The organism is Pseudonocardia sp. Cha107L01 (genome assembly GCF_052566575.1).
Genome location: NZ_CP199579.1, coordinates 1,740,797 through 1,762,189 on the forward strand (window position 1 = coordinate 1,740,797; position 21,393 = coordinate 1,762,189).

General features: G+C 69.6%; 24 protein-coding genes and 2 pseudogenes. 13 read left to right on the forward strand and 13 right to left on the reverse strand.

The features are described 5' to 3' along the window. Positions 1 to 249: 249 nt before the first annotated feature. Positions 250 to 735, reverse strand: coding sequence for a pyridoxamine 5'-phosphate oxidase (locus ACTXG6_RS08195; protein ID WP_445187160.1), 486 nt, complete (start codon positions 733 to 735; stop codon positions 250 to 252). Between the two features lie 13 nt (positions 736 to 748). Next, positions 749 to 1,414, reverse strand: coding sequence for a DUF899 domain-containing protein (locus ACTXG6_RS08200; RefSeq protein ID WP_445187161.1), 666 nt, complete (start codon positions 1,412 to 1,414; stop codon positions 749 to 751). Positions 1,415 to 1,510: 96 nt separating this feature from the next. Here ACTXG6_RS08200 and ACTXG6_RS08205 point away from each other — a divergent pair, with 96 nt between their 5' ends. From ACTXG6_RS08205 to ACTXG6_RS08215, 3 genes are all read left to right on the forward strand, one after another. After that, positions 1,511 to 1,981, forward strand: a complete 471-nt coding sequence (locus ACTXG6_RS08205; RefSeq protein WP_445187162.1) for a winged helix-turn-helix transcriptional regulator — start codon at positions 1,511 to 1,513, stop codon at positions 1,979 to 1,981. A 207-nt stretch (positions 1,982 to 2,188) separates the two neighbouring features. Further along, on the forward strand, positions 2,189 to 2,764 hold the full coding sequence (locus ACTXG6_RS08210; protein WP_445187163.1) for a hypothetical protein: 576 nt from the start codon (positions 2,189 to 2,191) through the stop codon (positions 2,762 to 2,764). A 258-nt stretch (positions 2,765 to 3,022) separates the two neighbouring features. Beyond that, on the forward strand, positions 3,023 to 3,202 hold the full coding sequence (locus tag ACTXG6_RS08215) for a hypothetical protein (protein WP_445187164.1): 180 nt from the start codon (positions 3,023 to 3,025) through the stop codon (positions 3,200 to 3,202). A 369-nt stretch (positions 3,203 to 3,571) separates the two neighbouring features. Here ACTXG6_RS08215 and ACTXG6_RS08220 read toward each other — a convergent pair whose 3' ends face one another. From ACTXG6_RS08220 to ACTXG6_RS08245, 6 genes are all read right to left on the reverse strand, one after another. Beyond that, on the reverse strand, positions 3,572 to 4,336 hold the full coding sequence (locus ACTXG6_RS08220; RefSeq protein WP_445187165.1) for a putative protein N(5)-glutamine methyltransferase: 765 nt from the start codon (positions 4,334 to 4,336) through the stop codon (positions 3,572 to 3,574). A gap of 45 nt (positions 4,337 to 4,381) precedes the next feature. After that, positions 4,382 to 5,170: a hypothetical protein gene (locus ACTXG6_RS08225; RefSeq protein WP_445187166.1), complete on the reverse strand. Its 789-nt coding sequence runs from the start codon at positions 5,168 to 5,170 to the stop codon at positions 4,382 to 4,384. A gap of 108 nt (positions 5,171 to 5,278) precedes the next feature. Then, on the reverse strand, positions 5,279 to 5,866 hold the full coding sequence (locus ACTXG6_RS08230; RefSeq protein WP_445187167.1) for a TetR/AcrR family transcriptional regulator: 588 nt from the start codon (positions 5,864 to 5,866) through the stop codon (positions 5,279 to 5,281). 213 nt (positions 5,867 to 6,079) lie between these two features. Continuing rightward, positions 6,080 to 6,703: a DUF6230 family protein gene (locus ACTXG6_RS08235; RefSeq protein WP_445187168.1), complete on the reverse strand. Its 624-nt coding sequence runs from the start codon at positions 6,701 to 6,703 to the stop codon at positions 6,080 to 6,082. 3 nt (positions 6,704 to 6,706) lie between these two features. Further along, entirely contained in the window at positions 6,707 to 7,135 is a 429-nt protein-coding gene (locus ACTXG6_RS08240) for a DUF6114 domain-containing protein (RefSeq protein ID WP_445187169.1), read from the reverse strand. Continuing rightward, positions 7,132 to 7,770 (reverse strand): DUF6230 family protein, encoded by a 639-nt coding sequence (locus ACTXG6_RS08245; RefSeq protein ID WP_445187170.1) that lies wholly within the window; start codon positions 7,768 to 7,770, stop codon positions 7,132 to 7,134. The genes ACTXG6_RS08240 and ACTXG6_RS08245 overlap by 4 nt, the downstream gene beginning before the upstream one ends. Before the next feature lie 147 nt (positions 7,771 to 7,917). On the opposite strand from ACTXG6_RS08245, the gene ACTXG6_RS08250 reads away from it, so the two are divergent. The 4 genes and pseudogenes from ACTXG6_RS08250 to ACTXG6_RS08265 form a co-directional block, all read left to right on the forward strand. Beyond that, on the forward strand, positions 7,918 to 8,670 hold the full coding sequence (locus tag ACTXG6_RS08250; RefSeq protein WP_445187171.1) for a MerR family transcriptional regulator: 753 nt from the start codon (positions 7,918 to 7,920) through the stop codon (positions 8,668 to 8,670). Between the two features lie 115 nt (positions 8,671 to 8,785). Continuing rightward, positions 8,786 to 9,613 (forward strand): universal stress protein, encoded by an 828-nt coding sequence (locus tag ACTXG6_RS08255; protein ID WP_445187172.1) that lies wholly within the window; start codon positions 8,786 to 8,788, stop codon positions 9,611 to 9,613. Between the two features lie 351 nt (positions 9,614 to 9,964). Next, the gene (locus tag ACTXG6_RS08260; protein WP_445187173.1) at positions 9,965 to 10,216 is read left to right on the forward strand and encodes a three-helix bundle dimerization domain-containing protein; all 252 of its coding nucleotides are present in this window, start codon (positions 9,965 to 9,967) and stop codon (positions 10,214 to 10,216) included. Positions 10,217 to 10,240: 24 nt separating this feature from the next. Beyond that, a pseudogene (locus ACTXG6_RS08265) lies at positions 10,241 to 10,417 on the forward strand (YncE family protein); the annotation flags it as partial. Positions 10,418 to 10,430: 13 nt separating this feature from the next. Here ACTXG6_RS08265 and ACTXG6_RS08270 read toward each other — a convergent pair. Together ACTXG6_RS08270 and ACTXG6_RS08275 are read right to left on the reverse strand one after the other, a co-directional pair. Continuing rightward, positions 10,431 to 11,852, reverse strand: a complete 1,422-nt coding sequence (locus tag ACTXG6_RS08270) for a WS/DGAT/MGAT family O-acyltransferase (protein WP_445187174.1) — start codon at positions 11,850 to 11,852, stop codon at positions 10,431 to 10,433. 3 nt (positions 11,853 to 11,855) lie between these two features. Then, positions 11,856 to 13,130: a cytochrome P450 gene (locus tag ACTXG6_RS08275; RefSeq protein WP_445187175.1), complete on the reverse strand. Its 1,275-nt coding sequence runs from the start codon at positions 13,128 to 13,130 to the stop codon at positions 11,856 to 11,858. 123 nt (positions 13,131 to 13,253) lie between these two features. Between ACTXG6_RS08275 and ACTXG6_RS08280 the strand changes: the two genes are divergently transcribed. Together ACTXG6_RS08280 and ACTXG6_RS08285 are read left to right on the forward strand one after the other, a co-directional pair. Then, positions 13,254 to 13,835: a TetR/AcrR family transcriptional regulator gene (locus ACTXG6_RS08280; RefSeq protein WP_445187176.1), complete on the forward strand. Its 582-nt coding sequence runs from the start codon at positions 13,254 to 13,256 to the stop codon at positions 13,833 to 13,835. 245 nt (positions 13,836 to 14,080) lie between these two features. Then, complete coding sequence (locus ACTXG6_RS08285) at positions 14,081 to 14,917, forward strand: hypothetical protein (protein ID WP_445190350.1); 837 nt, start codon at positions 14,081 to 14,083, stop codon at positions 14,915 to 14,917. A 240-nt stretch (positions 14,918 to 15,157) separates the two neighbouring features. Here ACTXG6_RS08285 and ACTXG6_RS08290 read toward each other — a convergent pair. Further along, positions 15,158 to 15,220, reverse strand: a pseudogene (locus ACTXG6_RS08290) (hypothetical protein); the annotation flags it as partial. Between the two features lie 205 nt (positions 15,221 to 15,425). Here ACTXG6_RS08290 and ACTXG6_RS08295 point away from each other — a divergent pair. Continuing rightward, positions 15,426 to 16,874: an ABC transporter permease subunit gene (locus ACTXG6_RS08295; RefSeq protein ID WP_445187177.1), complete on the forward strand. Its 1,449-nt coding sequence runs from the start codon at positions 15,426 to 15,428 to the stop codon at positions 16,872 to 16,874. Then, on the forward strand, positions 16,871 to 17,629 hold the full coding sequence (locus ACTXG6_RS08300) for an amino acid ABC transporter ATP-binding protein (protein WP_445187178.1): 759 nt from the start codon (positions 16,871 to 16,873) through the stop codon (positions 17,627 to 17,629). The genes ACTXG6_RS08295 and ACTXG6_RS08300 overlap by 4 nt, the downstream gene beginning before the upstream one ends. Positions 17,630 to 17,633: 4 nt before the next feature. Here ACTXG6_RS08300 and phoU read toward each other — a convergent pair whose 3' ends face one another. Next, the gene (gene phoU, locus ACTXG6_RS08305; RefSeq protein ID WP_445187179.1) at positions 17,634 to 18,290 is read right to left on the reverse strand and encodes a phosphate signaling complex protein PhoU; all 657 of its coding nucleotides are present in this window, start codon (positions 18,288 to 18,290) and stop codon (positions 17,634 to 17,636) included. Between the two features lie 149 nt (positions 18,291 to 18,439). Between phoU and ACTXG6_RS08310 the strand changes: the two genes are divergently transcribed. Continuing rightward, the gene (locus ACTXG6_RS08310) at positions 18,440 to 18,757 is read left to right on the forward strand and encodes a hypothetical protein (RefSeq protein WP_445187180.1); all 318 of its coding nucleotides are present in this window, start codon (positions 18,440 to 18,442) and stop codon (positions 18,755 to 18,757) included. Here ACTXG6_RS08310 and ACTXG6_RS08315 read toward each other — a convergent pair. Beyond that, a complete protein-coding gene (locus ACTXG6_RS08315; RefSeq protein WP_445189949.1) occupies positions 18,697 to 18,996 on the reverse strand; it encodes an alpha-hydroxy-acid oxidizing protein in 300 nt (99 codons plus the stop codon). The genes ACTXG6_RS08310 and ACTXG6_RS08315 overlap by 61 nt on opposite strands. 259 nt (positions 18,997 to 19,255) lie before the next feature. Here ACTXG6_RS08315 and ACTXG6_RS08320 point away from each other — a divergent pair, with 259 nt between their 5' ends. Next, positions 19,256 to 21,388: a DEAD/DEAH box helicase gene (locus tag ACTXG6_RS08320; RefSeq protein WP_445187181.1), complete on the forward strand. Its 2,133-nt coding sequence runs from the start codon at positions 19,256 to 19,258 to the stop codon at positions 21,386 to 21,388. The last annotated feature ends 5 nt before the right edge of the window (positions 21,389 to 21,393 follow it).

Below are 21,393 nucleotides of genomic sequence, written 5' to 3' on the forward strand. Positions count from 1 at the left end.
GAAGTCTGCCGACCATCGGATCGCGGCGCGGCGGCTCGTTGGGCACCTCGTCGTCGAGATGCGTCACGAGAACCCCCAGTTCCCCGGGGCTCGCACTCAGGTGTTGGGTCAACTCGCCGATCTTGATCATCAGGATCTTCTCTCACGACTGCATTGCCGCGGCACAGCTTGCTCCCTTTCGGGCAGCGGGTAAACCGTCAGTCGGGCTATCGCGCCAGCCGGTTCGGATGAACCCTCGGGCGGGCGTCCTCAGCCGCGCTGGCCCGGCTGATCGGGGACGCCCTGGTCCTCGTCGGCGAAGTCGAAGCTCAGCCACCTGTCGGGTCGGGCGGTGAACAGTACGAAGGTGCCGGCCGGATTGGTGATCTCGGCGTCGGCGAAGGCCCGGGCGGCGTCCTCGGGCAGGTAGCGGGACGTGACGGCGAGCACCTGCTCCACCTCCGGCGCCCGGTCCGCCCCGGTCACGGTGGCCTCAGCGGTGACATACCGGTACGGGTACTCCGGCTGCTGCACGCAGAAACTGAACCTGCCGGCGCGATCGAGCAGCCGCGTCTTGCGGGCGGCGCGCCCCTGGGTACCGGTGAAGAAGGTGATGTCGCCGCCCGGTTGGTAGGCGTACCAGACGGGCACCGTGAGCGGCGGCCGGTCACCGTCGATGTCGGCGACACTCAGCACGCCGACGTGGGGCCGGGCGAGGAACTGTTCGCGTTCGGTGGCGGTCATCGTGTGGGGCATCTCGACCTCCTGATCAGTACTCGTCGCGGATCTGGATCCAGCTCATCGTGGTGTCCTGCGGCCAGCCCGGCGGCGAGTCCTCCCACGCCTCCTGCCGGCCGTAGGGGGTCAGGTCGAGCAGGTTGAAGTCCAGCCTTAGCCGGTCCACGCCGCGCCCGTTGGTGAAGTAGGTGCGGAAGAACTCGTCGGTGCCGCTGGAGTGGTCACGCAGCAGCACGCTCAGCCCGAAGCCGCCGTCGAGTCCGAGGTCCGCGTTGAAGCTGCCGCCGTAGGAGGAGTACCAGGGCACCGTCCAGCCCATCCGTCCGCGGATCGGCTCGATCTCCTCCTGGGGCGCGCGGGACATCAGGATCAGCGTGGTGTCGCGGGCGTTGAGGTGTGACTGGTCGGCGATGTTGTCGGTGAACGAGGCGCACCCGCCGCACAGCCAGTCCTGGAACGGCTCGAGCATGAAGTGGTAGACGACCAACTGGTGGCGGCCCTGGAACAGGTCCGCGAAGGTGACCTGGGTGCCGTCCGGCGCGGTGAACCGGTAGTCGGTGCCCAGCGCGACCATCGGCATCCGGCGCCGCTGCGCTGCCAGCGCGTCCAGTGCCCGGGTGTGCTGCTTCTCCGTCACCAGCAGTGCATCCCGCGCGGCCTGCCACTCCTGTGTCGAGACAACCTCGGGCCGGTCCATGGGGCGCTCCTTTCAATTAGTTCCCTAAAGAAACTGACAGGGTGAACCGTAGCACTAGATAGTTCCTTAAGGGAACCCTTTTGCTAGGTTGGACTCATGCAACGGACCCGGTTCGGTGATCTGGCGTGCTCGATCGCGCGCACCCTGGACGTGATCGGCGAGCCGTGGTCGCCGCTGATCCTGCGGGACATCTACGTCGGCATCAACCGGTTCGAACAGATCCAGCAGGAGCTCGACATCTCCCGCAAGGTGCTCACCGAGCGGCTCAAGTGGCTGGTCGAGAACGAGGTGCTGCAGCGGCACGCCTACTCGGAGCGGCCACCCCGGTACGAGTACCGGCTCACCGCCAAGGGACTCGAGCTGTGCGACCTGCTGCTGGTCATGGTGCGCTGGGGGGACCGTTGGACCTCCGGCGAGGCCGGTCCGCCGGTGCTCTACCGGCACCACGCGTGCGGCCAGGTCAGTCACGTGCAGCTGCGCTGCTCGGTGTGTGCCGAGCCGATGCGCGCCACCGATGTCGACGTGCTGCCCGGTCCGGGCGCCGCGCCGGCGGTGACGAGGGCCTGAACGGGCTCGCGTCCCCGGACCAGCGAAAAGCCCCGTCCACGGTGAAGTGGACGGGGCTTTCGTCGATCGTGGGGCGAAGGTCAGTCGCCCGAACCCCCACCTGAACCGCCGCCCGAGCTGTGGCCGCCCCCGCCGGAGCTGTGGCTCTTCGAGCCGCTCGAGCTGTGGCTCTTGGAACCGCTCGAACCCTTCGAGTCGCTGTGACTCTTGGAGTCACTGTGGCTCTTCGAGCTGCTGGAGCTCTTGGAGTCGCCGTCGCTCTTCGAGCTGGAGCTGCCGGACCGCGACGAGGTGGACCGCGACTTGTTGGCGGTCTTGCCGGCCTTGTTCGAGGACTTGTTCGATGCCTTGTTCGCGGACCTGGTGGCGGACTTGCTCGCCATATTGCCGTTCGACGCTCCCGCCGAGGACCTCCGGGAGAGTGTGCCCGAGCTCTTCGTCGAGCCAGTGCCCGCCGATTTGCTCGCGGAGGTGCCCGACGGCGGGCTCGCGGCTGTCCCCGAGGAGGTGCCCGAGGCCGGGTCGGACGGCGCCGAGGACGACTTGGCCAAGGACTGCGGAGTGGCGTCGCCGCCGGAGGTGCTCGCGGCGCTGTCGGGAGAGGCGCTGCTGGAGCCGTTCGCGGCGGAGCCCGCCGCGCCGCTCGAGGCGCCCGAGGAGTCAGGAGAGGTCTTGGCGGCGTCGCCGGAGGCACTCGTCGCGTTGCCCGACGATGCGCTCCGCTCCGCGTTGCCCGACGGTGCGCTCTGCCCCGCGTTGCCCGAATCGGGTGTCGAGCTGTGAGCGGCCCCCGGTGCCGGGCCGGTCTGGGCGGCGCCCTGGGCGGCGCCGCGCGGCGAGCTGGACCCGCCGGGGCCCCTGGGTGCCGCCTGCTGGGCCGTGCCACCGGAGTTCGCGGGGCCGCCCCCAGTGCTGTGGGCATCGGCACCGGGACGCGTCGGGGCTCCGCCGGCGGCCTGGTCGACCGACTGCGGGAGCGCGCCCACCGTGGCGTTGATCGGGGTGGCGGAGGTACCGCCGCCCTCCGCCAGGATGGACTGAGTGGGGGCGCCCGGCGTCATCGCGTTGACCATCTCGCGGACCGCCACCACCGCGGGATCGGGCGCCACGTGCCCACCGATCGCGGTCACCCCGGCGAGCGAACCGACCGCGAGCACGGCGCCGGTCGCGCTGGCCAGCCGCATGCGGGGCGAGGTGCTGCCGCGCTCGAGGGGCCGGTAGTGGCGCGGGCCGGTCGCGTCACGCAGGAAGGTGCCGTAGCCCTCGCGCAGCAGTAGCGCCGCGGCGGGGATGCCGGTGCGGAGGGTGGGGGCGACCTCGGCCCGGGACCAGGGCGGGATCACCGGCCGCCCAAGTAAGTCGCCGAGCGTGATCACTGACCCGGTGGCATAGGCGCCACTCATTCGATTCAACTGCATCCGCCTTAGTGACCCCTGATTGGGGGAGATGGGTCCAAAGCTCGGCCGGACAGTAACAGGACGGCCGTACGGTCACTCAAATTCAATGTACTAGCTTCACCCGAAGGGCCCAGCTCGTGCGGGCAAGTGATGACCCGCCGCTCACCCGAAGAGTTCAGTCCGACACGGTCTGTCACCCCGCCAGTCGCGCCGGGGGGCGGGTTCCGATGACAACTGTGGCGCTCAGCTCGTCGGCGGTTGCCACTCGGGGGATCAGCCCGTGCCGGGCGAATGCGGCAACCGTGCTCGGCGCCTGGAGCGCACTGGTCTCAATGAGTAGGTAACCCCCGGATGCCAGCCAGCGCGACGCCTCGGCGGTGACCCGGCGCTGGACGTCGAGCCCGTCCGAGCCACCGTCGAGGGCCACCCTCGGCTCGTGTACGCGCGCCTCCGGGGGCATCAGCCCGATCGCCCCGGTGGGTACGTAGGGGGCGTTGGCGACCAGCACGTCGACGCGGCCGCGCAGCGCATCGGGCAGCGGTTCGTAGAGGTCGCCCTCGTAGACCTGGCCGCCGGCGAGGTTGCGGCGCGCGCAGAGCACGGCGGCGGGGTCGATGTCGACCGCATGTATCTCGGCGCGCTCGACGGTCGCGGCAAGTGCGGCGGCCACCGCGCCCGAGCCGCAGCACAGGTCCAGCACGACGGCTCCGGGCCGGGCCAGGGAAGCGGCCTGGCGGACCAGGAACTCGGTGCGGCGGCGGGGGACGAAGATGCCGGTGTCCACGGCGATCCGGAGCCCGCAGAACTCGGCCCAGCCGAGGACGTGCTCCAGGGGCAGCCCCCTGACCCGCCGATCCACCATGGCGGCGAGGTCGGCCGGGGTTCGCGCGGAGGAGATGAGCAGCCGCGCCTCGTCCTCGGCGAAGACACAGCCGGCGGCCCGGAGCCTGGTGACCACGGCGGGGCGTCGGTGAGCTGACGGCGAGGCTGAGATGAGCGCGCCTCAGTTCCCGCCGAACAGACGCCGCACCGGGCCGGGCACCAGCGGTCCGGCCCGTTCGATCACCGGCAGCAGGATGGACAGATCCGGTGTCCGGGCGGGCGGCCGCTCCGGCTCCTCGTCGTCGAGGTCGAAGTCCGGCACGAGCTCCACCTCGATGATCGGGTCCGGCCCGGTCTCCGGCAGCCCGACCGCCACCTGGCCGAACCGGCGCAGCGAGCGGCTGAACAGCCCGCCGCCGGGCAGCGTCTCGGCCTGGTCCAGCATCCGGCCACCGATCCCGCCGAGCCATTCCACCGTCGTCGGGGGGCCCGGCACGACCGGTACGACCGGCGCCGGCGGCGGGACCCGGGTCGGCGGGCCGACGGTGATCTCCCGCTTCCCCTGCCCGGGCACGATCACGTCCCGGACGGCGGTGAGCGGCGCCCAGACGAAGGCGATCGCGTCGGTGCCCTGCTGGATCTGGCCGAACGTCTTGAACACCGGGTCGAAATGGCCGTCCGCATACGCCTGGCTGGCGGCCGCGACGGCGGGCCGCAGTGCGCGCAGGTGGAACACCAGCTCGCCGAGCAGGGCCTCGGTGTTGCGGAGAATGTTGACCGAGGTCACCGCGAGCTCGAACGGCAGGATCGCGCCGGTCACCACGACCTGGATCGGGATCGGGAGCCCACTCAGCGCCGCGCGGTCGAGCAGGTGTGGGAACCGGTCGGTCGGTTCGTCCTCGGCCCAGTCGTACCGCTGCCGGGGCTGACCGGGTTGCGGCCGGGAACTCGGGTCGTACGGGGCTGGCATCAGAGCTGCCTCCTCGAACCGGCCGGGTGATCGCTCGATCTCAGCAAAGGTCGAGGTTACCGGCCGGTCGGGCCCCCGGACCGACTCGGCCGCCGGTTGTGCACCAGCTCACATACCCTCGGGGCGTTCGGTGCCGGCGGCCTCCAGGCCGTCGAGCAGCAGCGTCGCGAAGCTGTCTCCCACCTCGTCGCCCTGGTACGGGTCGCGGGGGCGGTACCAGCGGTGCGTCCAGTTGACCATGCCGAGCAGCGCGTTCGCCATGATGTCGATGGGTATGTCGGTGCGGAGCTCACCGTCCCGACAACCCTGCTCGAAGATGCCCAGCACGTTCGCCTGGATCTCGCGGACCATGGAGACCAGGTGATGGGCCCAGTCGGAGTTCTCGTGCCAGGTCGAGTCCAGCAGCTCCTGGATGAAGATGTACGGATGCGGGTAGTGGGCCTCGTAGGAGGTCATCACATGGGTCATGACCTGTCGCAGCTTGACCGGCGCCGGCGAGTCGCCGAGTGTGATGCGGTCGACCTCCTCGGCGATCTGGACCACGCTCTCGGCGATCACCTCGCGGAGCAGTTCTTCCTTGCCGGTGATGTAGCGGTACAGGGTGGCCCGGTCGGTGGTGAGCGCCTCGGCGATGTCGTTGAGGGTGGTGGCCCGGTACCCCTTCTCCTGGAAGATCGTCGCGGCGGTGAGGATCACCTCGCGGCGCTTGGCGTCGTAGGTCTCGCCACCGGCGATCCGCGCCGCGTTCCGGCGCCGCCCGAGACCGCCGCCGTCGGCGTCTGTGACGTCTGGCCTGTCCGGCGTCGTTCCTCCCCGGGTCGGGTCAGGGCCGAACCGAGGCCCTGAAGCTGGCTCAAGAGCCGGAACCTATCAAACATGCAGGCTCCGGCCATGGCGTGTGCACCGTCGTCAGTAGCACTCCTGTTGTGCTCGGCCGCCCGCCATGGTGAATCCGTCGAGGTGGAACCGGTGGGCGGTGATCCACCGGATGGTCAAGCTGACGTTGAGCGTCATGCCGCCGACCCGCACGGGGAGGAATCCTGATTGGTCGGAGCTGTTCGGCGACCCGTTGAGCAGGCCGGTGGCGTGCCGCAGGTTGAGCTGCTGGCCCAGCACACCGAGTCCGTCGAGGCTGTCCATGGCGAAGCTCAGGCGCTCGGCGGTGATCGTCGGGGTGCTGATCCGCAGGATGTAGGCCCCGACCGGGGTGGGGACCCTGGTGGAGGCGCACAGGCCCCGCACCTTCATGGCGCGCAAACTGACGACGACCTCGGTGCGGCGCCGCCCGTCGCGGGTCTGGAACGCCTGCGGCAGAGTCGTGGCGCTCGACGCGCTGAACGACGTGAAGCTGATCTTCAACGGGTGGCGGCCGGTCTCGGCGGCCGCGATCGGCACCGCCCCGGTCGCCGCCGCCGCGCCGAGCAGGACCAGCGCGAACAGGGCCGGCAGCAGGATCATCGCGAACCGGGGCCAACGGGTGCGGCCGCGCCGTGCCCGGGGCAGCTCGCCGCCGCCCGCCGGCCAGCTCGGCACCTCTCACCTCATCTCGGTGTCGGGCGGGCTCCAGGCGAACCCGAGCGATCCGCCGACGATCCCGAGCAGCATGCCGACGACGAGACCGCCGAGGTAGGTGGTGACGAAGGAGACCAGCGAGAGCAGGACGGCGGCGATGCCGATCAGGCCGTGCAGCTGGGGGGAGAACAACAGGAACAGCCCGCAGGCGGTGATCAGGCCGCCGATCACGAAACCGGACAGTCCGGCGACCCCGGGCAGCAGCACCACCGAGAAGCCCTGAGCGGGAAGGAGCACGATCGTCAACCCGGCGAGCACGGTCAGGGCGCCGCCCAGCCAGGGCCGTTGCCCGGTCCAGGCACGCAGCTCGGCCAGCCGCGCCGGGTGTCCCGGGTGTCCCGGGTGTCCCGGCTCGGCCGCCGAATCCGGGTCGGTGGGCAGCGGGGGTGTCACTTGCACTCGTGTTGTTCGAGTCCGCCGGCCAGCGTCAGGCCGTTGAGGTGGATCTGGTTGGCGACGACCCACCGGATCGTCAGGTCGAGGTCGAACCCCAGGTTGTCGATCTCGAGGGGGACGAATCCCCGGGAACCGGTGTCGGTCGGGGTGCCGTCCGGGGTCTTCGCGCCGTAGTTGACCCGGACCTGCTGGCCGTCGAACCCGAGCGAGTCGATCGTGTCGACGCCGATCGTCACGTCACCGGCCTTGATCTCCGACCCGGAGTCCGGCGAGGTGATGCGCAGGACGTAGTGCCCGACCGGTGTGTTCACCTTGGTAGACACGCACAGGCCCTGCACCTTCAGGTTCTTCAGCGTGACGGCCACCAGGGTCCGGTGTTCACCGTCCTGGGTCTGGAAGAACTGCGGGAAGGTCGCGGTGCCCTCGGTGTCGAACGACTTGGCGGTGACCTGGACCCCCTGCTTGCCTTCGACGGCCAGCGCCACCGGCACCACGCCGGTCGCGGCACCGAACGCGAGCAGCGCCAGGGAGAGCAGCGCCGGGATGAAGACCAGCGAGAAGCGGGGCCAGTGGATGTGCCCCCGGTGGTGGGTCAGGGCTCCGTCGGGGGCTCTCCGATGCGCGGCGGCCACGTAGAGCCTCCTTCCAGATCCGGCGTTTCACCCGACCCGCTGGGCTTGATCAACGGGTCGCGTAGCCAACAGCTACAACTGATACAGTCATGACTGGCAACGTTAGTGTGGCATGGGTCACAACCCGACGAGCACGCGGAGGTCGGCGTGGCGGAGTACCGCATAGACGAACTGGCGCGCGCCGCCGGAACGTCGGTGCGCAATGTCAGGTACTACCAGGACGGACGCATGTTGCCGCCGCCCCGGCGGCAAGGGCGGGTAGCGCTCTACAACGACGCCCACCTGACCCGGCTCCGTCTGATCACCCGCCTGCTCGACCGGGGTTACACGGCCGCGAACATCACCGAGATGGTCGGCGCCTGGGAGCAGGGCCGCGACCTGTCCGACGTGCTCGGGCTCGAGCAGGTCGTCGGCGGGTTCTGGGGTGAGGAGATCCCCAGTTACCTGACCCAGCGGGAGATCCACGCCCTGTTCGCCACCGACGAGGTGGAGTCCGGGCTGGTCGACAAGGTGGTGCATGCCGGCCTGGCCGCACCGGAGGGCGACCGCTACCGGGTGCCCAGCCCTCGGCTCCTGCACGCCATCGCCGAGCTGATCCGGACCGGCGCCCCGCTCGTCGCGGTCCTCGACCTCAGCGGACAGCTGATGCGCAGCATCGATGAGACCGTCCGAGGGCTCGTCAACGCGATCGCCGAACACCTGCTCAAGGACCGCGAACAGGGCTGGATACCGAACAGCAGCGAGCTTCCCCCGCTAGCCGAGCTCCTCCAGCAGATCAAGCCGCTGGCCAACACCGCGGCCAGTGCGGCCCTGAGCCTGAGCCTGGACCGCCATGTCGAGGACATCCTCGGCGACTATCTCGCCCGGGTCATGCCGCACCGCGAGCAGAACCCCACCTGAGCCGGAGCGGCGGGTGGCTTCGGCTCCATGACGCCTGGGTTACCGATCCCGGTGTGACAGTGCGGGGAGGCCCCGCTCCGGTTAGCGTGTTGCCGGGCCGGGAGGAGGCGCGGGGTTGCCGATCGTCACCGGTTACGAGGACACCCCCGGCGGCCATGACGCGCTGGTGCTGGGTGCACTACTGACCCGGCTCACCGGGCTCGGCGCCGTCGTCGCCACGGTCTATCCGGCCGACGCCCGGGGGCTCGCCGCCGTCGCCAACGACCCCCGCTGGATCCCGAGGGCCCAGAAGGTGGCGCGGGCCAGGTTCGCCAGGGCACGGGCCATCATCGGCGAGGGCTGGGGCGAGACGGAGCCGGTGTTCGCCGCGCTGGGGCCGGGCTCGGTCGCGTTGGTGCTCACCGAGTACGCCGACGAGGTGGGCGCCGCGGTGCTCGTCGTCGGCTCGACGGGACACGGCCTGCTCGGCCGGCTCTCGCCAGGCCGGACGGTGCAGCGACTGCTGCCGATGGCGCGCTGCCCGGTGGCGATCGCCCCGCGCGGGTACCGGCACACGTTGTCGACCGGGATGACCGTGGTCACCGTCGCCTACGACGGCAGCCCGGAGTCCGACCGCGCGGCCGCCGTCGCCGTGCACCTGGCGAGCCGGACCGGCGCCGCATTGCGCTTCGTGACCGTCGCCGAGACTGACGACGACGTCGCGGCTGCCCAGGCAACCGTCCACAAGGGCATCGCCTCGGCACCGGTGGAGATCGACGCCCTCACCGACGTCGTGGTCGGGCCGGTGGCCCGGGTGCTGGCCGACTTGCCGGAGCGGACGGACGTGCTGGTCGTCGGTTCGCGGGGCTACCGGCTGATGCGCCGGGTGCTGCTCGGCGGGGTGGCGGGGGTGCTGGTGCGCACCGCGCGCTATCCGGTGGTCGTAGTGCCGGGGCACAGCTGAGCGGGTGGCTCAGGTGGAGCCGGGGTTAGCGCGCCCAGTTCGTCGAGCGGGCACCCGATCCGGGCGACCTGCGAGCCAAACTGGTCGCCATCACCCCGGCGGGCGCTGAGGCGCTGAACGCGGGCACCGCGGCCGGACAGCGGGTCCTCGCGGCGATATTCGCCGGCCTCGGGCAGCGGCAGCTGGCGGACCTCGACGGACTGCTCGAGCGCATTGAGGCCGCCATCGACGAGGTGGCCGGCTGAGAGAGCAGGGCACTCATTCCACTCCGCGCCGTGTTCCGTTCACCGTGCGTTCACCTTGACGCGCTGGACTTCTGGTGTCTCCACCCGCGAGCAACGAGGAGTCTCGATGACTGCGCGACTGAGCAACTACCACGTTGCCTCTCCGGAAGACCGTCAGATCCAGCAGCAACTCGAAGACGTCGAGGCCCGCCTGGTCGCGCGGTACGGGCAACAGCCGACGGTGTCCGAGGAGTATGTGCGAACCACGGTGGAGCGCGAGGCCGAACGCTTCAGCCACGCCCGGGTACGCACCTATGTGCCGATCCTGGTCGAGCGAGCTGCCCGCCACGACCTCGACACGCGAGCCGCCGGCCACTGAGCCGCACCTGGCTCAGGGGCCCGCGTCTACGTCGCCAGCCTGGACGACGCCACGGTCTCGGTGATCGACCCGGCGACGAATACCGTGACCCGGCAGTACCCGGCAGGCATCGAGCCGAGCAACGTGGTGGTGAACCCACAGAACGGCAAGCTGTACGTGCTCAATTCGTCGTCCAATTCGGTGGCCGTGGTCGAGCTCTAGTTCTGGGTCTAGGTCAACTCGCCGTCCGGGCGTGCCGGGCGGCGGCCTTCTCGAGGTCGGCCAGGGTGTGCTCCAGGTGGGCCAGGAGCCGCTGCAGGTGTGGGACCGACCGGCGGCAGCCGGTGATGCCGAACGCGAGCCGGTCGCTGTAGGAGACGAGGGTGATGTTGAGGGCCTGACCGTCGGTGACCACCGAGACGGGGTAGGTCTCGGTCATCTCGGCCCCGTCCAGGTACAGCGGCGTGGCGACGGCGGGGACGTTGGAGATGACCAGGTTGAAGGCGGGCCGGGGTGGTAACGGGACGCCGGGCAGCGTGTTCAGCACGACCCCGCCCATGACCGCGCCGCTGACGGCCGTGGCGGTCACCGGATCGAGCTCGGACATGAGTCGCTTGCTGCGCCGCATGGAGCAGTTGATCCGCCGCAGCCGGGTCAGGTCGTCGGCGGTGTCGGTGCCGAGGTTGCACAGCACGGCTGCCCAGGAGTTGCCGTCGCGCGCCTCGCCGGAGGGGTCGGTGCAGGACAGTGACACCGGGACCATGGCCACCAGTGGATCCCGGGGCAGTGCGTCGCGTTCGAGCAGATAGGCGCGCAGCGCGCCGGCGCACATGGTCAGCGCCACGTCGTTGATGCTGGTCCCGGTGTCGCGGGCGACCTCGCGCAACCGGGCGATCGGCCAGGAGTCGCCGGCGAAGCGCCGCGCGGAGCTGACCCGGGTGTTGAGGACCGTGTGCGGTGCGCTGAACGGCAGGGTGAGCTGCCCGTTGCGCACCGAGCTGACGCCGCTGGTAGCCAGCGCCTCGAGGGTGCCGCCGACCCGGGTGGCCACGTCCAGCGCCCCCTTCCCGATCGAGGTCAGTGAGGGTGCTCCGGACGAGTGCGTGGCCGGCCTCGGTGGCCTGCTGCTCGTGCGCCGCCGGCTGGGCACGATCCACGGGGCGGCGCAGCCACGTTCGGCCGGGTCGGGGGACAGTCCGCCCAGCACGTGCCGGCCCATGTTGACCCCGTCGAACGAGGCGTGGTGCATCTTCGTGCAGAGCGCGAACCGGCCGTCGGCCATGCCCTCGACGAGGTGGGCCTGCCACAGCGGGCGGTCGCGGTCCAGCAGGGTGGCGTGGAAGTCGGCGACGTGCTCGAGCAGCTCACGGACCCGCCCGGGCCGGGGCAGCGCGACGCGGCGCACATGCAGCGTCATGTCCACGTCGTCGTCCATCGCCCAGGCGTACTGGCCGGCGGTGGCCGGCGAGCGGTAGGGGCGCCTGCGGAACGCGGGCTTGAGGGCGTCCTGGTCGGTCATTGCCGCGTAGAGCTCGTCGAGCAGCTCGGGCCCGGCTCCGGGGGGCGGTTGGAAGATCTGCAGCGCGATGACGTGCGCGGGGCTGCGCTGCGACTCGGCCCACAGGTAGAGCGCGTCGGTGGGTGGTACCAGGCGCATCGCTCAGCCCCCCGAGGGCCGCGGGGTGAAGCTCACCGGCAGCCGCTTGATGCCGTTGATGAAGTTCCCGGCCAGGTACTCCGGCTCGCCGACCCGCAGGTCCGGCAGCCGGAACAACAGCTCCCGGAACAGCGCCTTGAGCTGCATGCGGGCCAGGTGGCTCCCGAGGCAGAAGTGCGGGCCGCCGCCGCCGAAACCGACGTGGTTGTTCGGCTTGCGGGCGATGTCGAAGCGCCCTGGGGCGTCGAAGACCAACTCGTCCTGGTTGCCGGAGCGGTAGAACATCACGATCTTCTCCCCGGCGGCGATCGGCTGGCCGCCGATCTCGGTATCGATACGCGCGGTCCGTCGGAAGGTCATCACCGGGCTGGCCCAGCGGACGAACTCCTCCACCGCCGTGCCGATCAGCCCGTCGTAGTCCGCCAACAGGGCGGCCCGCTGTTCGGGGAAGTCCCGCAGCGCCTTGATGGTGTGGCTCGCGGTCTGGCGGGTGGTGTCGTTGCCGGCCACGCAGAGCAGTACGAAGAACGCGGCGATCTCGGCGTCGGTGAGCCGCTCGCCGTCCAGCTCGGCCTGGGCCAGTGCCGTGATCAGGTCGTCGGCGGGTTCGGTCCGCCGCTGTGCGACCAGCTCGGACGCGGCGGCGTGCAGGGTCGTCAGCGCGTTGAACAGCACGCCGATCGGCTCGCCGTCGCCGACGAAGTCCGGGTCGTTCCAGCTGACCATCGCGCCGGCCGCGGCGGTGACGCGGTCCCGGTCCGCCTCGGGGATCCCGATCATCTCCGAGATCGTCCACATGGGCAGCCGGGCGGCGACCTGCTCGACGAAGTCGATCTCACCCAGAGGTGCCACGGCGTCCACGATCAGCCTGGCCTGGTCACGGATCTGTTCCTCGATCCGGGCCACCCGGCGCGGGGTGAACACCGAGCTGATCAGCTTGCGCTGCTTGGCGTGGCGGGGCGCGTCCATGGCGAGGATGGAGTGCGCGGCCTCCAGCACCTCGGCAGGCACGTCCTCCAGCATCACCCCGCCGAACTCCTGCCCGGAGGCGAACACCTCGGAGTTGCGGCTGGCCGCCACGATGTCCGCGTGCCGGGTCAGCGCCCAGAACCCGGGGTCGGCGGAGTTGGGCATCAGGTCGGTCTCGGCGGGGCGGTGCCAGGACACCGGGCGTTCGGCACGCAGCCGCGCGAACACCTCATCCCGCGCCGCCGGGTCCTGGGCCCAGAACGAGTGCGACGAGATGTCCAACGGGTCGAAGGTTCGCGTGGTGAGCACGGGCCTGCCTCCTCAGCTCCGGCGATGCAACCTGATTCTGACCATAACAAAGATTATGTTATAGTCAATTGGCGCTGGCGGAAGCGATGTGTTGAGCTGGTCACAGTGAAGGGAGGGCTACTGATGCCGAGAGAGCCGCGCCATCTCAAGGTCACCCAGGACCAGTACTTCAAGGCTGCGCTGAGCCAGCTCGCCGCCCAGGGGGCCGAGGGCCTGACGATCAGCTGGCTCTGTCGCGCGCTCGGGGTGACCAGTGGCTCCTTCTACCACTACTTCGGCGGCTGGGCCGGCTTCGTCGAGGCGTTGCTCACGCACTGGGAGGCCGAGCAGACCCAGCGGATCGTGGAGTTGGCCCGGGCCGCGGCCGACCCCGAGCAGCGGCTCGATGTGCTGCGGCAGCAGGCGACCGACTTGCCGCACGACGCCGAGGCCGCCATCCGCGCCTGGGGCCGCGGCGAGGAGCGGGTCAGCCAGACCCAACAGCGCGTGGATGCACGGCGGCACGCGGCGCTGCTGGCGATCGTCAGCGACCTGGGTGTGCGGCCCGAGGACGCGGAACGGCTGGCGACCACCGGGATGGCCCTCCTGGTGGGTATGCAGCAGCTGCAACGCCCGGTGGACATCGACATGTTGGGCGCGGTGTTCGACGAGCTCGGACGGACGATCCGCGACTACGCCGGCCGAGCGGCGTCCAGTCGCAGTTAGCCGGTGCGATCTTGCCTCGTACGGAGGAGCTGCAGCTCAAATACTGGCCCGCGCCACACCTACCAACCCACTGGGCGTCGCTGTATCTATGGGACGGACCAGTGACCGACAGGCTGTTCCTCGCCGACTGACGTTCTCGAGACCAGAGGCGTTGCGATCACAGTCTCATGACAGGCCGTCTACAAGGAGGCCCCACAAACGGTCGGCACTCTCTGGGTAGCTGCATAGGTAAGGGGAGCGCCACCATGACCGATTACGACCCGACAAGCCCGCACGAGCCCCTTCCAGCTCGCCCCGTTTCGGCCTCGGTAACCGTGGCCGAGCAGGCACGCCGGCCGAGGGTACGACGATTCATCGTGGCCGCGGCGCTGATGTGCGCGGTGGTCGGACTCTCCGCCGGTTGCGCCACGTCCCCCTCGACAACCGCCAAGTCCCCGTCGGCAGCACCAGGGCACCTCGTGCCCGGCGGCGGAGCCCCCGGCGGTTTCGGATCCGGCGGCCGGGGGGCCAACGCCCGGTCTGGACCGGCGTCCGGGGGAGCAACCGGCACTGTCGGCAGCGTGTCCGCGGCGAGCTTCACCTTGTCGACCTCAGCGGGCCAGAACGTGACCGTCGACGAGGCACCCGCTACGACCTACCAGAAGGGGACGAGCACGACGTCGGCGAACGCCATCACAACAGGCGATAGCGTCCTCGTACTGGGGATGACCAGCGGATCGACCATCACGGCCACGCAGGTCATCGTGCAACCGACTGACGGCGGCGGATCCGCGACCTCCGCGACGTCCGCAACATCCGCAACGTCCTCGGCGGCAGGCGTGATCCCCTTCCGGCGCGGTGCACCGACCACGTCAAAGCAAGTCGGTCAGATCCCGGCCAACTACAGAGAGGGGTCGGGCACGATCGCCAGCGGAACGACGGCGAACAGGGCGACAGAAGCCGCGCTCGCCGCCTACCCGGGGGGCGTCGTCGACCGTGTTGTGCAGCTGAGCAACGGCGAGTACGAGGTCCACAACATCGGCGTCAACTGGCCGCACCACATCTTCGTCGACCAGGACTTCAAGGTCGTCGGCGCCGACTGAGGCTCCTGCGTGGGCCGGACTAGCTAGGACAGGTCGTCGGACCGGCCCCCGGCGAGCCGGGACCACTGAGCCGTTGGCCGTCCGTCGGCCCGGAACTGCTCGCCGGCGGTGGCGTACGGCTGAGGCCAGCCGGTCGGCGAGTCCTCCCAGGCCTCCTGCCGGCCGCACACGGTGCGATCGAGCGCGCGCCGAGTACCACGGCATCTCCCAGCCCATGAAGTCCCGGTAGCGGGCGCTCTCGGCGTACGGGCCCTGACAGAACGTCGCGTAGGTGACGTCGCGCTGGTGCAGATGGGACAGCACCGGCGCCTTTCCCGTGCCCGGGCAGGCACATCGCCGGCCCTCGGAAGGTATGACCAGCCGGACGACCGGAACTCATCGGGGAGGGACGCGGCTCGATATATATCGGCGTGATCAAAAGTCTCATGCCTACCACCTCCCTGTGTTAAGTTCCCGCGGAACTGAACCTCGGACAGGAGCGTCCTTGCGCCGCACAAGAATCGCGTTGGTGCTGGGTGTGCTCGTCGCGCTGGTCGCGATCGCGTGCGGTCAGGGGCCCAAGGGTGGATCGGATCGCGTCGCCTCGGCCGGGGTGCTCCGGGTCGGCACCGAAGGAACGTACGCGCCCTTCAGTTTTCACGACGGCACCACGGGCGCCCTCTCCGGCTACGACATTGAGGTGGCGCGCGCGGTCGGCGATAAGCTGGGCGTGCGGACCGAATTCGTTGAGACACCTTGGGACTCGATATTCGCGGCGCTGGAATCGGACCGATTCGACGTCGTCGCCAATCAGGTCACAATCACACCCGAACGACAGGCGAAATACGACCTGTCCAAGCCGTATGCCGTCGGCGAAGGCGTTATCGTCACCCGAGCGAATGACGACTCGATCAAATCGGTGAAGGATCTCGCCGGCAAGACCACCGCGCAGTCGGTGACCAGCAACTGGGCGGAGGTCGCCCGGCAGGCGGGGGCCAAGGTCGAGGCGGTGGAGGGCTTCACCCAGGCGATCACCCTGCTCAACCAGGGCCGCGTCGACGCAACCGTCAACGACAGCATCGCGGTGTTCGCCTACCTGGCCACCACGAACGACACTTCGGTCAAGATCGCGGCCAAGACGGGGCAGCGCAGCGAACAGGCGTTCGCCGCCCGCAAGGGCAGTGGCTTGCTGCCCGGACTCAACCGAGCCATCGATGAACTCGGCGCGGACGGCACCCTGGCGAGGATTTCGCAGAAGTACCTGAAGGCCGACGCCAGCGGCACCAGCCCGCAGAAGGGCGCCGCGACCCCAGCGCCATCGACGATCAAACTGATCCTGGACAACCTGTGGCCGATGGCCAAGGCAACCATCACCGCAACGATTCCGCTGACCGCGATCAGCTTCGTGATCGGGCTGGTGATCGCGCTCGGTGTGGCGCTGGCACGGATGTCGTCGAACCGGCCGCTTTCCGGGGGGGCACGCGTCTACATCTCGATCATCCGCGGCACGCCCCTGCTGGTTCAGCTGTTCCTGATCTTCTACGCGCTGCCCGAGCTGGGCCTGAAGATTGATCCGTTCCCAGCGGCCATCATCGCGTTCAGCCTCAACGTCGGCGGCTACGCCGCGGAGATCATCCGCTCGGCCATCTCCAGTATCCCGAAGGGACAATGGGAGGCCGCTCAAACCATCGGTATGAAGTACCCGACGACGCTTCGCCGCATAATTCTGCCGCAGGCCAGCCGGGTTGCGGTGCCGCCACTGTCCAACACCTTGATCTCCTTGGTGAAGGACACCTCGTTGGCCTCAACGATCCTGGTGACCGAGCTGCTGCGCACCGCGCAGGTGGCGGCGGCGCCGACCTTCGAGTTCTTTGCGATGTACGGCACGGCCGCCGCCTACTACTGGGTCGTCTGCCTGGCGCTGTCGTTCGGGCAAGGCCGCGTCGAACACCGACTGGAAAGGTACGTGGCCCGGTGAGCGTCCCTACGTTGGTCACCGTCGCGGACGTGACGAAGTCGTTCGGCAGCAACGCCGTGCTGAAGGGCGTTTCGTTCGACGTGCCGACGGGATCGGTGACCACCATCATCGGCCCGTCCGGCTCCGGGAAAACGACGGTGCTGCGGTCACTCAACGCGCTGGAGCGGCCGGATACCGGGGTCATCACCATCGGCGATGTCCGAGTGGACTTTTCGACCGATATCCCCGAGAGCGAGTTCTACCGGTTCCGCGCGCAGAGTGGAATGGTGTTCCAGGGGCACAACCTGTTCCCGCACAAGACGGTGCTGCAGAACGTCATCGAGGGGCCGGTCATTGTGCAGCGGCGTGCCGTGGCCGAGGCGCGGGCCGACGCGGTTGAGCTGTTGCGCAGCGTCGGGCTGGAGGGCAAACAGGACCAGTACCCGTACCAGCTGTCAGGCGGGCAGCAGCAGCGGGTGGGCATTGCCCGCGCGCTCGCGCTCAAGCCGAAGCTGATGCTGTTCGACGAGCCGACCTCCGCACTGGATCCCGAGTTGGTGGGCGAGGTGCTGGCGGTGATCAAGGACCTGGCCACCCAGGGTTGGACGATGGTGATCGTCACCCACGAAATCCGGTTCGCCCAGCAGGTCGCCGATCAGGTGCTCTTCACCGACGGCGGCGTGGTGCTGGAAAGCGGCCCGCCGAGCGATGTCATCGGGTCGCCCCAACAGGAACGCACCCAACAGTTCCTGCGGCGGATCCTCGACCCTCTCTGATCGCCTAGGTCGTCGGCTGTTCGGGCACGGCCCCGGTGACGACGTAGTCGAGTTGCCTGGCGATGGAGACAGCCTGGTCGGCGAACCTCTCGAAGTACCTGGCGAGCAAGGCGACGTCGACGCCCACCTGGATGGGATAGGGCGGCTCGGCGTTGCTGACCTCCTCGACGACCTCGTGCTGGAGTTGATCGACGCGGTCATCGGCCTGCAGCATTGCGGGCCAGTCGTCCCCGGTGGGGGCAGCGATCGACCGCTCGAGGTGGTTGCAGGCCTGCACGCCGAGGCGGGCCATCTCGGCGAACCGATCAGTCAGCTGGGCCGGGACCGCGGGTTGTGGGTGGCGCAGGCGGGCAACCTCAGCGACATGTCGCGCCAGGTCGCCCATGCGATTGATCTTCTCCGCCGCTTTGATCGCGGTGATCACCGTCCGGAGGTCTTTGGCAACGGGTGCCTGCAGCGCCAGCATCGCGCACGCATGCTCCTCACATTGCGCCGCCAGGGAGCTGATCTGCTCGTCGTCGGTGATGACGCCCTCAACGAGGGTGAGGTCGGTGTCGAGCAACCCCCGGCTGGCACGAGACATGGCCTCGCTCACGAGTCCACACATCATGGCTAGATCGCCGCCGAGTTGTTCGAGTTGGCCGTGAAAGATCTCGCGCACCCGTCGACCTTAGATCCACTGGGTGCTCACCGCGGACTTCTTCGGCCAGGTTGGTCGAACGACTTGACCGGATGGGATCGGCCAGCGACCCTACCTGGGCGTTCTGCTCTCAAGGATGAGTTCCTGTGCGACGATCCGAGGAGCCTTTGATGACTGCGGACCCACCTCCCTCGGCGGACCAGGCCAGCGAGCTGGTCCTCCATCGCCCCCAGAGCATGGCACCGGGTGCGGCCCGGCGGATCCACGTCTACCTCGATGACCAACAGATCGCGGACCTGGAACACGGTGGAACGGTGCGGGTGCCGACCGAGGCAGGCCCGCACCTGCTGCGAGCGCGTTGCATGCCGCTCATCGGCACGGAACTGCCCTTCATCCTTGGCCACCGCGAAGCACTCAAGGTGTTGATCTACGTCGGCGCTCTCGAAGGGGTGCACATCGACATCGCCCCGGAGCCTGAATCAGCGTGAGGAGTCTCGTCCGGGCTCGACCCAGCAGGCGCCCGGCGGACGATGCTCGAGTCGATCTCGGCGACACTCCTCACTCCGACTCGGGGCAGCTCGACCCGCTGCCCGAGCACAGTCGTCGTCGTGTCGATCGAGCTGACGTCACGGAGCACCCGAGAGCGGAGCGCCCACCGTTCGTGGGCCACCCGGTTGGCCCGCACCGCACGGTTGCTCCCGGCGCCGTCCTGGACGTACGCGCGCACACCCGCGTCCCAGCGGGCGGGCTCTACCAAGTGACTTGGTTACTGGGCAAGCCTCAGCCAGTGCATACGCGCGGACGGACTCCGGTCCGCGAAAACGTGGACGACTCCGACTATGATGGACGAGCCGGCACCTCCGACCGGCTTATGACTCGGAGGTCGCAGGTTCACATCCTGCGCCCGCTACGACCAATTACCCTGCGAGGGGGCCCGATCGCCGACTGGCGACCGGGCTTCGATCGTGTGGGGACAGGAGTAGTTCGTGGCTCGAGGTGATCAGCGCCCACAGCGCGCTCACCGCACCGCCCGTGCGCCGAAACGCCGCGTCCGCGATCGGGACGACGACGGCATCATTCCGGTGCTCGCCCGCACCGCGCGCGAGGTCGAGACAGCAGCGCAGCGTGGGCCTGTCCGGCCCTCGGACCGCACGAAGTTCCAGGTCGTGGCTGTCCTGGCACGCCAGGAGCGAGTTCGGGTACGGGCGGAGATCACGAGCGACGCCCGCCGGTCCGCGATGCTCAAGCGCCTCGACGGGATCGCGTTGATCCTCGCGCAGACCGCCACCCGCGACACGTCGTTGCTCGAGCTGCTCGCCGAGGACGCCGTCCTGTCCGACGCGGCCAGGACACTCACGCGGAACCTGTTGGAGGACGCCGGAATCGAGGCGGCCCCCGCCGGGGTCACACCCCCGGAGCCGCCCGTCGCCCCCGCCCCCACCGAGCGGCGGGTGGTGCCGCAGACGATCGTCTCGCGCCAGTTGGCGAACCCCTTCCTCGCCCCGGACTTCTCGGCCGCCAGGCCGAGCGTGGCCCCGGCGCGCCGCCTGGCCACCTGGGAGCTGCTCGGGCCGCTCTTCAGCTCGTTCGAACGCGCCGGCGGCGGAGCCTCGCCGTGCATGGCGCTGCCCGCGGCGTCGTCCCTGCAGGCGCCAGGTGGCCGCGAGCTGATGCCCCACCAGGGGCAGCTGGTCGCCGCGGCCGCCGCCGGGCACCGGAGCTTCCTGCTCGCCGACGAACCGGGCTTGGGCAAGACGGCGCAGGCGCTGCTCGCCGCGAAGGCGGCGAACGCCTACCCGCTGCTCGTGGTCGTGCCGAACGTCGTCAAGACCAACTGGGTCCGCGAGGCCGCCCTCTGGACCCCCACCCGGTCGGCCACCGCGATCCACGGCGACGGCGACACGATGGACGGCTTCGCCGACATCGTCGTGGTCAACTACGAGGTGCTCGACCGCCACGTGGGCTGGATCGGTGACCTCGGCTTCCGCGGCATGGTCATCGACGAGGCGCACTTCATCAAGAACAAGACCTCGCAGCGCTCGCAGCACGTGCTGCAGCTGTCCGAGCGAATCCGGTCCCGCGTCGCGCGGCCCCTGCTGATGGCCCTGACCGGGACCCCGCTGATCAACGACATCGAGGACTTCCGGGCGATCTGGCAGTTCCTCGGCTGGATCGACGACACGAAGCCGCGCGCCGAGCTGATGACCGTGCTGGAGGAGACCGGGCTGACGCCGGCCGACGCCGGGTTCTACCCCGCCGCCCGCCAGTGCGTGGTCGACCTCGGGATCGTCCGCCGCCGCAAGGTCGACGTGGCCGCCGACATCCCGGCCCGGCGGATCGCCGACCTTCCCGTGGAGCTGGACGAGAAGGTCGGCAGGTCGATCCGGGCGGCCGAGCAGGAACTGGCTCGCCGCATGGTGGGGCGGTACGAGGCCGCGCTCAAACGCCGCAAGGCTGGCCCCGACGTCGAGGGGATCGACCACGCCCTCGTGCGCCGGATCGCCACCCGGGAGCGCAAGGAGGCGACCGAGGCCGAGGGCACCGAGAACGTGTTCGCCATGATGCGGCGCATCGGGCAGGCGAAGGCCGGCCTCGCCGCCGACTACGCGGCCCAGCTGGCGCGCAGCGCGGGCAAGGTCGTCTTCTTCGCCAAGCACATCGACGTGATGGACGCCGCCGAGGAGACCTTCACCAAAGCCGGGATCCGGTTCTCCTCGATCCGTGGTGACCAGGCGCGGACGGTGCGCCAGAAGCAGATCGACGCCTTCGTCAACGACCCCGAGGTCGCGATCGCGGTCTGTTCGCTGACCGCGGCCGGGGTCGGCATCAACCTCCAGGTCGCCTCGAACATCGTGCTCGCCGAGCTCTCCTGGACCGACGCGGAGCAGACCCAGGCCATCGACCGCAGCCACCGCATCGGTCAGACGGAGCCTGTCACCGCGTGGCGCATCATCGCCGCCCAGACCATCGACGCGAGGATCGCCGAGCTGATCGACAGCAAGGCGGGGCTCGCTGCCCGGGCGTTGGACGGTTCGGACGAAGAGGTGTCGTCCTCCGCGGACGTGCAACTCGAGGCACTGGTGGCGTTGTTGACCGACGCGTTGACGGCTAGGCCGTAGCCCAA